The organism is Megasphaera indica (assembly GCF_046614755.1).
Taxonomy (GTDB): Bacteria; Bacillota; Negativicutes; order Veillonellales; family Megasphaeraceae; genus Megasphaera; species Megasphaera intestinihominis.
Window position 1 is genome coordinate 68,277 of sequence record NZ_JBKKJR010000011.1, and the last position, 11,296, is coordinate 79,572.

Annotated in this window: 12 protein-coding genes and 1 riboswitch; all 12 genes read left to right on the forward strand. The window is 54.9% G+C overall.

All coding sequences use genetic code 11. The annotated features are described in order from the left end of the window. The first annotated feature begins 123 nt into the window (after positions 1 to 123). The 12 genes from def (at position 124) to ACFCTO_RS07245 (ending at position 11,247) form a co-directional block, all read left to right on the forward strand. Entirely contained in the window at positions 124 to 585 is a 462-nt protein-coding gene (def, locus tag ACFCTO_RS07190) for a peptide deformylase (protein WP_020311553.1), read from the forward strand. Next, positions 585 to 1,520 (forward strand): methionyl-tRNA formyltransferase, encoded by a 936-nt coding sequence (gene fmt, locus ACFCTO_RS07195; RefSeq protein WP_292260066.1) that lies wholly within the window; start codon positions 585 to 587, stop codon positions 1,518 to 1,520. The genes def and fmt overlap by 1 nt, the downstream gene beginning before the upstream one ends. 98 nt (positions 1,521 to 1,618) lie before the next feature. Beyond that, entirely contained in the window at positions 1,619 to 2,950 is a 1,332-nt protein-coding gene (gene rsmB / locus ACFCTO_RS07200; RefSeq protein WP_499876625.1) for a 16S rRNA (cytosine(967)-C(5))-methyltransferase RsmB, read from the forward strand. Between the two features lies 1 nt (position 2,951). Next, a complete protein-coding gene (gene rlmN, locus ACFCTO_RS07205) occupies positions 2,952 to 3,980 on the forward strand; it encodes a dual-specificity RNA methyltransferase RlmN (RefSeq protein WP_303148604.1) in 1,029 nt (342 codons plus the stop codon). A gap of 69 nt (positions 3,981 to 4,049) precedes the next feature. Next, positions 4,050 to 4,757 carry a Stp1/IreP family PP2C-type Ser/Thr phosphatase gene (locus tag ACFCTO_RS07210; RefSeq protein WP_020311549.1) on the forward strand — a complete coding sequence of 236 codons (708 nt, stop codon included), beginning with the start codon at positions 4,050 to 4,052 and terminating at the stop codon, positions 4,755 to 4,757. 36 nt (positions 4,758 to 4,793) lie between these two features. Further along, complete coding sequence (gene pknB / locus ACFCTO_RS07215; protein WP_499876626.1) at positions 4,794 to 6,770, forward strand: Stk1 family PASTA domain-containing Ser/Thr kinase; 1,977 nt, start codon at positions 4,794 to 4,796, stop codon at positions 6,768 to 6,770. A 10-nt stretch (positions 6,771 to 6,780) separates the two neighbouring features. Continuing rightward, a complete protein-coding gene (rsgA, locus tag ACFCTO_RS07220) occupies positions 6,781 to 7,644 on the forward strand; it encodes a ribosome small subunit-dependent GTPase A (protein WP_294024103.1) in 864 nt (287 codons plus the stop codon). A 2-nt stretch (positions 7,645 to 7,646) separates the two neighbouring features. Further along, complete coding sequence (gene rpe / locus ACFCTO_RS07225; protein WP_499876627.1) at positions 7,647 to 8,291, forward strand: ribulose-phosphate 3-epimerase; 645 nt, start codon at positions 7,647 to 7,649, stop codon at positions 8,289 to 8,291. Positions 8,292 to 8,349: 58 nt separating this feature from the next. Continuing rightward, a riboswitch (FMN riboswitch) is annotated at positions 8,350 to 8,481 on the forward strand. A 93-nt stretch (positions 8,482 to 8,574) separates the two neighbouring features. After that, positions 8,575 to 9,711 carry a bifunctional diaminohydroxyphosphoribosylaminopyrimidine deaminase/5-amino-6-(5-phosphoribosylamino)uracil reductase RibD gene (gene ribD, locus ACFCTO_RS07230; protein WP_020723932.1) on the forward strand — a complete coding sequence of 379 codons (1,137 nt, stop codon included), beginning with the start codon at positions 8,575 to 8,577 and terminating at the stop codon, positions 9,709 to 9,711. Continuing rightward, positions 9,692 to 10,336: a riboflavin synthase gene (locus ACFCTO_RS07235; RefSeq protein WP_020310651.1), complete on the forward strand. Its 645-nt coding sequence runs from the start codon at positions 9,692 to 9,694 to the stop codon at positions 10,334 to 10,336. The genes ribD and ACFCTO_RS07235 overlap by 20 nt, the downstream gene beginning before the upstream one ends. Positions 10,337 to 10,366: 30 nt before the next feature. Continuing rightward, positions 10,367 to 10,831 (forward strand): 6,7-dimethyl-8-ribityllumazine synthase, encoded by a 465-nt coding sequence (gene ribH / locus ACFCTO_RS07240; protein WP_014016697.1) that lies wholly within the window; start codon positions 10,367 to 10,369, stop codon positions 10,829 to 10,831. Positions 10,832 to 11,034: 203 nt separating this feature from the next. Next, entirely contained in the window at positions 11,035 to 11,247 is a 213-nt protein-coding gene (locus tag ACFCTO_RS07245) for a hypothetical protein (RefSeq protein WP_499876628.1), read from the forward strand. The last annotated feature ends 49 nt before the right edge of the window (positions 11,248 to 11,296 follow it).

Below are 11,296 nucleotides of genomic sequence, written 5' to 3' on the forward strand. Positions count from 1 at the left end.
ATTACGGCAGGAGAGAAATGGGCTATTTCAAGCAATTCTGATGAATCTATAGCATTTCTGGCGATTTCATACTATAATAGAAAAGAATAAGCATTTTTACTATTACAATGAGGTGAAAGTTACATGGCAGTACTTACTATTATTAAAGCCGGGGATCCCGTCTTGAAAGCGACGGCGAAACCCGTTACGAAAGTGAATAAACATATAAAGAAATTGCTCGACGACATGGCAGAAACGATGTATGCTGCTGAAGGCGTAGGCTTAGCTGCGCCGCAGGTCAATGAATCGCTGCAGCTCATCGTCCTCGACGACGGCAACGGCCTCATCGAGCTCATCAATCCGGAAATCCTGGAAAAATCGGACGAAACCAATGTCGATACCGAAGGCTGCCTGAGCATCCCCGGATATTACGGCAAAGTGGAACGGGCTTCCAAAATCAAGGTCCGTTCGCTGACGCGCCATGGCAAGACCGTCATCTATGAACCGGAAGGCTTCCTGGCCCGTATTTTCCAGCATGAAATCGACCATCTCTATGGCCATCTATTCATCGAAAAGGCGACGGATTTACAGAAAGTAGGGGACTAATGGATAAGTTACGTATCGTATTCATGGGGACGCCGGACTTTTCCGTCCCGTCTCTGGAAAAATTGGCTCAGGCCGGTTATGATATCGCCGCCGTCTACAGCCAGCCCGATAAACAGCGGGGACGCGGCAAGAAGGTGACTTTCTCGCCGGTCAAGGAAAAGGCTCTGGAACTGGGCATCCCCGTCTTCCAGCCTGATTCCATGCGCAGTGACGACGTCATCGAACAGCTCCGCAGCCTGGCGCCGGACGTCATCATCGTCATCGCTTACGGTAAGATTTTGCCGAAAGCCGTCCTGGACATCCCGAAATACGGCTGCCTCAACGTCCACGGCTCGCTGCTGCCGAAGTATCGCGGCGCCGCCCCCATCCAGTACGCCATCAAAGACGGCGAAGCCGAAAGCGGCGTGACCATCATGCTCCTCGACGAAGGCATGGATACGGGGAAGATGCTGAAAAAAGCGGCCATTCCCCTGGATGCCAAGGAAACGACGGGGACCCTCTTCGATAAATTGTCCATCCTAGGGGCCCAGACCCTGCTCGACGTCCTGACCGACCTGGATGGCTATGAAAGCCGCGCCGTCGCCCAGGATGAAAGTCAGGCGACGTATACGGCCAAGATTACCAAGGAAGAAGCCCGCATTGACTGGTCTCAGGATGCGGCCGTATTGGAACGGCTCATCCGGACGCTGGATCCCCATCCCGGTGCCTATACCATCTGCCATGATGGCAAGCGCCTGAAGATATGGGCAGCCGACGTCGTCGAAGGGACACAGGCTGCGCCGGGGACCGTGTTATCGGTGACTAAGAAACAATTCACCGTCCAGACCGGGAAAGGGGCTTTGCGCATCTGTGAAGTCCAGCCCGAAAGCCGCAAACGCATGGCTGCTGCCCAATATCTGCAAAGCGCAGCCTTGACGGCTGGTGAATTATTATAAATGACTCAGTGCAGAGAAGCGGGACAACTGCCGCAACGAAGACGGTTGCCCTGCTTTTGTGCTGTTCGCTACTGCTTTAAAAGAACAGGGAGGAATCCATGAACGTTCGTGAAATTGCCTTTCAGAGCCTGCTGACTATCTGCCGCGATGAAGGCTATAGCAATATCGTCGTCTCCAAGGCGATACAGACCCATCAATTTGCCGACAGGGACCGGCGCTTCTATACGGAGCTGGTTTACGGCACCTTGCGCTGCCTGAATTATCTGGATTGGATCATATCACAGATCAGTACGCGCAAACTGCAAAAACTCGACCCTGTCTGTCTGGCCATCATCCGCCTGGGCTTATATCAGATTTTCGGCATGACCAAAGTCCCCGAATCAGCGGCCTGCAATGAAGCCGTCAAGATGGCGACGAAATTCGGCAACCGGGGCATGGCCAAGTTCGTCAATGCCATGCTGCGCAACAGTATCCGCCGCCGCAGCCAGTTCGTCATCCCCGATAAGGGCGAAAACATCGTAGCCCACCTGGCCCTGACCTATCATCAGCAGGAATGGCTCGTCCGCCGCTGGATCGAAGCCTATGGCCCGGACGATACGGAACGGCTCTGCCAATATTTCGATACGATCCCACCGCTGTGCCTGCGCGTCAATACGGCCCAGACCAGCCGCGAAGAGCTGCTGGCCGATTTGGAAAAACAAGGCCTGCCGGCCCGCCCGGCTGCCATTTCACCAGACGGCATCTACCTCGACGGCAATCCCGGTATCCATGAACTGACATGCCTGCGCGATGGCCGGGCCATCATCCAGGACGAACCGTCCCAGCTGGTAGCCCATATCGTTGATCCCCAGCCGCACGAAGTCATCTTCGACGTCTGCGCCGCTCCCGGCGGCAAGACGACGCACCTGGCCACACTGGGCGGACCGTCCTGTGTCATCTACGGCGGCGATATCCATGAGCATAAACTGCGGCTCATCGAATATAATGCCCAGAAACTGGGCCTCAAGAATGTGCGGACCCTGCTCCAGAACGGCTGCACCATCGGCCAAAAATACGCCGGCAAAGCCGACCGGGTCCTGGTCGATGCCCCTTGTTCGGGCCTCGGCGTCCTGCGCCATAAGATCGACCTGCGCTGGCGCAAGAATCCCAGTGACCTGCGTACCCTGCCGGCCTTGCAGCGGCGCATCCTGGACAGTGCATCCCAATGCGTCCGTCCTGGCGGCATCCTGGTCTACAGTACCTGCACCATGAATGATGATGAAAACAGCCGCATCGTGGCTGCCTTTTTGAAGAATCATCCGGAATTCCATGTAGAAAACGCGACGCAGTGGCTTCCCGTTCCCGGCCATGAAGGGCCTTTCATCCAGCTCCTGCCACAGCGCGACGGCCTGGATGGCTTCTTCATTGCCCGCATGAAAAAGGAGGGCTGATATGAGTAATGTATTTGATATGACCAAAAAGGAACTCCAGGCGTTCCTCGTCGCCCAGGGGATGAAAAAGTTCCGGGCTGACCAGATTTTTCATTATATTTATAAGCAAAATATCTTTTCCTGGAATGATATGGTCCTGCTGCCCAAGAAAGACCGGGAACAGCTGAAGGAAGTGCTGCCGATCCATTTCCCGGAAGTCGTGTCCCGCCTGGACGCCCCGGACGGACAGACAGTGAAGCTCTTATTGCAGCTGGCTGATGGTGAGACCGTAGAAACGGTCCTCATGAAGCACGACTATGGCAATTCCATCTGCGTATCGTCCCAGGTCGGCTGTGCCGTCAACTGCGCCTTCTGTGCGTCCGCCAAGAACGGTTTCGTCCGCAACCTGTCGGCTGGCGAAATGGTCGCCCAGCTCCTGGCTTTCCGCAAATACGTCACGCCGGACCTCCATTCCATCGTCATCATGGGGACAGGGGAACCGCTCCTCAACTACGATAACGTCATCCGCTTCATGAAGCTCATCCACGAAAAGGATACGCTCTATCTGGGCTATCGCAACATGGCCTTGTCGACGTCGGGCATCGTCCCCAAGATGTACGACCTGGCCAAAGAGGGCATGCCCATCACCCTGGCCGTATCCCTCCACGCGCCGAACGATGCCTTGCGGCGCCGCATCATGCCGATTGCCGAGAAATATCCCCTCGACGAAGTCCTGAAGGCGGCCCGCCACTATTTCGATGTCACTGGCCGGAAGGTCACCTTTGAATACATCCTCATCAAGGGCCTGACTTGTACTAACGCCTGCGCCAAGGAACTGGCCCGTCTCCTGGGCGGCCAGAACATCCTGGTCAATGCCATTCCCATCAACGACAACTACGACGTCGGCCTCTACCGGCCCGATGAAAAGACGATGAATGAATTCGTCACGTATTTGCAGCGCCACGGCGTTTCCGTCACTCTGCGGCGGGAAATGGGCAGCCAGATACAGGCCGCCTGCGGCCAGCTGCGCATAAAACGCGAAAAAATTTGACAGGTGACGGCGAATATGATATGAATTAATGTGTACCTATAACGAAACACCGTGAGAGGACGTGAGAATTTGGGCACATACGGTGAATCCAAAATCGGCCTGGTTCGGAAAGTGAATGAAGATTCCTTTTATATCAGCCACGAGAAAAACGTACTGGCCGTAGCCGACGGTATGGGCGGCTATGTAGGCGGTGAAATCGCCAGCAAGACGGCCGTAGAAGCGATAGCTTATTATTTCAAGAACTTTAGTTATGCAGCACCGGTACAGCTGGAGAAAGCCATTCAATATGCGAATTCCAGCATCCTCAGCAAGACCTTGATCGACCCTTCGCTCAAGGGCATGGGGACGACCGTGTCCATGGTGACCCTGGCTCGTCATATGGCCTTCTGGGGCCACGTCGGTGACAGCCGCATCTACTTATACCGCGACGGGGAATTCAAACAGATTTCCGTCGACCATACGATCGTCCAGGTCCTGCTCGAAAAGGGCAAGATAACCGAAGAAGAGGCGATGGATCATCCCCAGCGCCATGTGCTGACCAGAGCCGTCGGCGTCGATGAGAACTTGGTCGTCGACAGCGGAGCCTTTGAAGTACAGCCGAAAGATCGCATCCTGATTTGTTCCGACGGCCTGACATCGTTCATCCAGAAACAGGAACTCTACGATGCCATCGGCGATTACCGCCGGACAGAACGGGAAATCATCAATGATCTCTTTGCCCGCGTCTATGAAAACGGGGCGAAAGATAATATCACGGCAATTTTAACAACCATATAATCGGGAACGACTATGAAAGTGGTGGAATAGCTAAAAATGATTGGTCATATCTTAGATAACAGATACAAGATATTGGAAAAAGTAGGCACAGGCGGCATGGCCAGCGTGTACAAAGCACAGGATATCCTCCTGGACCGGATCGTCGCCGTAAAAATACTTCATTCAAAATACAGCAACGACCACGATTTTGTCGTCCGCTTCCGCCAGGAAGCCCAGGCGGCTGCCAAATTGTCACACCCCAATATTGTCAATATATACGACGTCGGCTACGATGAAAATGTCCATTACATCGTCATGGAATTCGTGCGCGGCGAAACGTTAAAAGAATACATCGAAAAACACGGCCACCTGCCGATCAACACGTCGATACAGATTGCCTTCGATATCGGCGAAGCCCTGGAAAATGCTCATGCCAACGGCATTGTCCACTGCGACATCAAGCCTCATAATATCCTGGTCACTGAGACAGGACGCATCAAAGTCGCCGATTTCGGCATCGCCCGGGCTGTGAATTCCGTCGAAAACAGCGACCGCACCGTCCTCGGTTCAGTCCATTATTTTTCACCGGAACAGGCCAGTGGCGGCCATATCGACGAACGGACGGATATTTATTCCCTAGGCGTCGTCATGTATGAAATGATGACTGGCGTCGTCCCTTTCCCGGGCGATACGGCCATCAGCATCGCCTTGAAGCACGTCCAGGACGATATTCCCTTGCCGACGAAGTACAACCGCCGTATCCCGCGGCTCGTCGAACAGGTCATCCTCAAGGCCATGGCCAAGAACCCGGACGACCGCTTCCAGTCCATCGGCGAGATGATGTCGGAACTGCGCCTGTCCCAGGGTTTCATCAATACCAACGGCGCCCGGCCGATCATCAGCAAGGGCCCGTATAACTTCGGCACGCAGAAATTACAGCCTATCAAGGAAAAGGACCTGCCCGAAGAAGAACCGAAAGAAAAGAAGAAGAACCCCTTCACGCGGTTCATGGATTCTATCAGCAATCATTCGCAGAAAACTATCATCATCGGTATGCTCGGCGTCTTCCTCGTCGCCTTTGTCTGGGCCTTCTTTTCCTTTGGGAATTTTTGGAGTACCGAAGACATTACCGTACCGGATGTGACGGGTAAACAGGTCGAAATCGCCAAGAAGATACTGAAAGATAAGAAACTCGACGTTTCCGTCAAGGAAGTGGAAAGCGACGAAGTGCCAGTCGGCGAAGTCATTTCCCAGACACCGTCTGGCGGAGCCGTCGTCAAGGCCAACCGGACCATTTACCTGACTGTCAGCAAGGGGAATAAAGGTGAAGAAGTCCTCATACCGGACCTGCGGAGCCTGACCCTCGATGAGGCCGAAAAGAAACTGAAGGAAATCGGCCTGTCTGTGGGCAAGGTGCGCTACAAAGAGAGCGCTCAGTATGCCGACGGGACCATCATCGACCAGGACCCGGAATCGCCGAAGAAAGTCGAAAAGGGGACGAAAGTCGACCTCGTCGTCTGCCGTAAGAGCGAAGCCGAAAAAGAAGCAGAAGCGGCCAAGAATGAAGCACCTAATACGAGCGGCATGAGCCTCGATGCGGCCGTGAAGGCCCTGGAAAGCGCCGGCTATTCCGTCGGCAGCGTGTCCAACCTCGATTCGTCGAAGGACAGCTCTCAGGCCGTCGTCACGGGCCAGACGTCGGAAGACGGCAAGGTCGTCAACTTGTCCGTCGAATATCCGTCGTCCCAGAGCAGCCAGAGCTCGCCGTCGAGCAGCTCCGGCGGATCCGATGGCAGTGCCAATAACCAGGAACCGGCCGGGACGCCTCATTACGGGACGGTCAATATCAGCGTACCGTCTGGCGCTTCCAGCCAGCATGTCCAGATCGTCGTATCCGACGACAATGGCTCGCGCGTCGTCTATGACCGCAGCCAGGCCGGCGGCGACAACATCTCTAAGAGCGTCAGCGGCACGGGCAAGACGAGAGTCAAAGTATACATCAACAATTCGTTAGTACAGGACCAGTATATCTAAGGGGAGGAACATGACAAAAGGACGCGTCATCAAGAACTATAACGGCTATTATTACGTCGATGTCGGCCGGGAAGGGCTCATCGAGTGCCGGCGCCGCGGCAAATTGCTGAAAGCGAAGATACTCGTCGGCGACGAGCTGGAAATCACCGAGCTGGGCCAGGACAAGGGCGTCATCGAAGCCCTGTTGCCCCGGCGCAACCAGATACGCCGGCCGGCCGTGGCCAATATCGACCAGCTCCTGGTCATCATGGCGGCCAAGTCGCCGGACCCGAACCAGTTCCTCGTCGATAAGATGCTCATGACCTGTGAATACGGCGGCATTCATCCGACGCTGTGCTTCAATAAGTGCGACCTGGACCGGGAGACGGCCGAATCCTACAAGGCCTTTTATGAACGCTGCGGCTATGACGTCTATCTCGTGTCGGCCAAGACCGGCGAAGGCCTCGATACCCTGCGGAATCTGCTGCCCCACCGCATGACGGCCTTTGCCGGCCCGTCGGGCGTCGGCAAGTCGAGCCTGCTGTCCCAGATCCTGGGCCGGGAAGACTTGTCCGTCGGCGCTGTCAGCGAAAAAATCAAGCGCGGCCGCCATACGACACGCCATTCGGAAATCATGCGCCTCGACAGCGATACGTATGTCGTCGATACGCCGGGATTCAGCTCTCTCGACTTCGAGCACCTCGACCCGAAGGAAGTCCTGCGCCTCTTCCCGGACATGCTGCCCTACAGCGGCGGCTGCAAGTTCTCGTCGTGTCTCCATCTGTCCGAACCGGAATGTACGGTCAAACAGGCCGTCGCTGACGGTCATATCCAGAAAGAACGGTATGACACATACTGTAAGATACTCACTTCCATTGCAGAAAGGAAACGATAGTCATGGTAACCATTTGCCCATCTATATTATCAGCGGACTTCTCCCGCCTGGCTGAAGACATTCAGGACGTCGAACGGAAGGGGGCAGATTGTATCCATCTCGACTTGATGGACGGCCATTTCGTGCCGAACCTGACCTTTGGCGTCCCCGTCGTCAAGGCCCTGCGCAGCTGCACCAAGCTGCCCTTCGATGCCCATCTCATGGTAGAACATCCGGAAACCTACATCGACGGCCTGGCTACTGCCGGCGTCCAGTACGTCACGGTCCATCAGGAAGCCTGCACCCATCTCGACCGGGTCCTGCAGCAGATCCACGAAGCCGGCATGAAAGGCGGCGTCGCCCTCAACCCGGCGACCCCCGTATCGACTTTGTCCTGCCTGGCCGGGCAGCTGGACATGATCCTCATCATGAGCGTCAACCCCGGCTTCGGCGGCCAGAAGTTCATTCCCTATGCCGTCGATAAGATTCGCCAGGCCAAGGCGCTCCTGGAACAGGCCGGCAATACGACGGCTGTCATCGAAGTGGATGGCGGCGTCAATGCCAAGACCGTTCAGGCCGTCAAAGACGCCGGTGCGACCTTCCTCGTCGCCGGCAGTGCCGTCTTCGGAGCTGACGACCGGGCCGCTGCCATCGCGTCCTTGCGATAAGGACTTGTATTTCTTCTTTTCATGTGCTAAAATCATACATGTAGTTCAAATGAATAAGGATAGTCTTTGAGGCAAGGTGAGAAAGCGGCGCTTTCAATTCCTGACCGGCGGTGACAGTCCGCTAACCCGCAAGGGTTGAACCGATGCAATTTCGGTACCGACAGTACAGTCTGGATGGGAAAAGACGACAGATTGTGTTTTTGTTGCGCTCAAAAGGCTATGGGAATCTTACGTCCATAGCCTTTTTTTATCTTGCGAATCTGAATAGAAGGGAAGGAATACATTGGAACCGGCAGAGTATATGAAAAAAGCCCTGGAATTGGCAAAGACCGCCCTGGGCTATACGACACCCAATCCTGCCGTCGGCTGCGTCATCGTCAAAGATGGTGAAATCGTCGGCACGGGATACCATCATAAGGCCGGCACGCCTCATGCCGAAGTATGGGCATTGCGTGAAGCTGGCGAACGGGCGAAGGGGGCTACGGTCTATGTGACCCTCGAACCTTGCGCCCATTACGGGAGAACGCCGCCGTGTGCCCGGACCCTCGTCGAAAAAGGCGTCGGCAAAGTCGTCATGGCCATGCTCGACCCCAACCCCTTAGTGGCTGGCAAAGGCGCGGCCATCCTGCGCAAAGCCGGCATCGCCGTCGAAGTCGGCCTCATGTCGAAGGAAGCGGCTCAGCTCAACGAAGTCTTCATCAAGAACATGATGGTCCAGAAACCGTTCATCGCCATCAAACTGGCCCAGAGCCTCGATGGCCGCACAGCTTCACGGACGGGGAAATCCCAGTGGATCACCAACGAATGGGCCCGCAGCTACGGTCACTATCTGCGCTCCATATATGACGGCATCTTAGTCGGCATCAACACGGTCCTGACAGACAATCCCCTCTTGACCAGCCGCATCGAACGGCCCGGCCAGGATGCACCGCATCAGCCCGTGCGCATCGTACTGGATACGAAAGGGCGGACGCCTTTGAATTCGCTCGTCGTCACCGATAAGACGACGCAGACCATCATCGTTACGACGTCCCTGTGCCCGGTAGAGAAGATGAAAGCCCTGAAAGAGGCTGGCGTCCGCGTCATCCTGGCACCGCTCCAGGACGGCAAGACCATCTACCTGCCCGACGCCTTGCAGCTCCTGCACGACGAAGGGCTGACCAGCATCCTCGTCGAAGGCGGCAGTACCGTCCAGGGCAGCTTCTTCGACGCCCGCCTGGTCGATAAGATCTATGCCTTCATGGGGGACAAGGTCATCGGTGGGACCGGGGCCCTGCCGTCTGTCGGCGGCTGCGGCGTCGATGAACTCGATGAATGCCTGCCGCTGGTCTACGATTCGGCAGAACTCCATGACAATAATGTATTGATTACGGCATATAATGCCAACAGGGAGGGCGCCTATGTTCACTGGCATCATTGAGGAACTGGGGACGATTGCCCATATGGACCGCCGCCCCGATTCCATCCGCCTGACCATTCAGGCACACAAAGTATTAGAAGGCACGCAGCTCGGCGACAGCATCGCCGTCAACGGCGTCTGCCTGACCGTCACGGATATGACGGACTCGACCTTTTCGGCCGACGTCATGCATGAAACCATGCGCCGCTCATCGTTCAGCACTATCAAGAGCGGTTCCCAGGTCAACCTCGAACGGGCCATGCAGGTCGGCGGCCGCCTGGGCGGTCATATCGTCAGCGGCCATATCGACGGCATCGGCCACGTCGCCCGCATTGCCACCGATGGCATTGCCCGGGTCATCACCATTTCCATCCCCAAGGACATGGAGCCGTTCATCGTCGAAAAAGGCTCTATCACCATCGACGGCATCAGCCTGACTGTCGTATCCGTCGGCAGCAGCCAATTTTCCGTTTCCATCATCCCTCATACCATGGCCAATACGACGCTCATGGATAAACATCCGGGCGCTATCGTCAATTTGGAAACGGATGTCATCGGGAAATATGTCCATAGCTTTACCGTCGGTCATCCGTCGTCGGCGTCTTCGGGCCTGACGATGGAAAAACTGCTGGAAAATGGATTTTAACATAATATTTCAGAATAGGAGTGTTTTACAATGGTACAAGTCAAAGAAGGTAAATTAATCGGTTCTGGTGCGAAATTCGGCATCGTCGTCGCACGTTTCAACGAATTCATCTGCAGCAAGCTCCTCGGCGGCGCTTACGACGCTCTCCATCGTCATGGCGTCGATGACGCAGACATTACGACGGCCTGGGTCCCGGGCGCCTTTGAAATCCCCCTGATCGCCCAGAAAATGGCAGAATCGGGCAAATACGACGCCGTCATCTGCCTCGGTGCCGTCATCCGCGGCGCTACCAGCCACTATGACCTCGTCTGCGGTGAATCGGCCAAAGGCATCGCCCAGGCATCCCTCAAGACGGGCATCCCCATCATGTTCGGCGTCATCACGACAGAAAACATCGAACAGGCCATCGAACGGGCTGGCACAAAAGCCGGCAACAAAGGCTTCGATGTCGCAACCAGCGCCATCGAAATGGTCAACCTCATCAAAGAATTATAAACACAAGCGAAGTTATAAAAAGGGCTGTCTCTCCGGGCGGATGCTGGGAAAGGCAGCTCTTGCTTTATTGAACTGCGGCTGGCTGTACTTTGACTGGGCGATATGGTACAATGTAACGTAGTTATCAATGCGTATCAGATAGATGAAAATGTAGAAAATAGCCATAATCCGTAAATAGGATGGTCAAAGAGGCAGTGAATTTAATGGACGAAGAAAATGTAGGATTACACGAGTTTGTGGAAGTTAAGCTAAAAAATAAAAACTGTAGTTATAATAGGCATGTTAAACTTGAAGTAAGAATCGGAGATAATCTTTGTATAAAAACTGGCGAATTTAATAAATATTATAGACTGACAGCACTTTACAACTTTTACGCTGCCTCGGAAGTTGATGAAGCTAGTTTACACAAGGCCTGAACTAAGTCCGTTGGATTTTTTGCGGTTTGGGCCTTAGCGACCAAAGTGC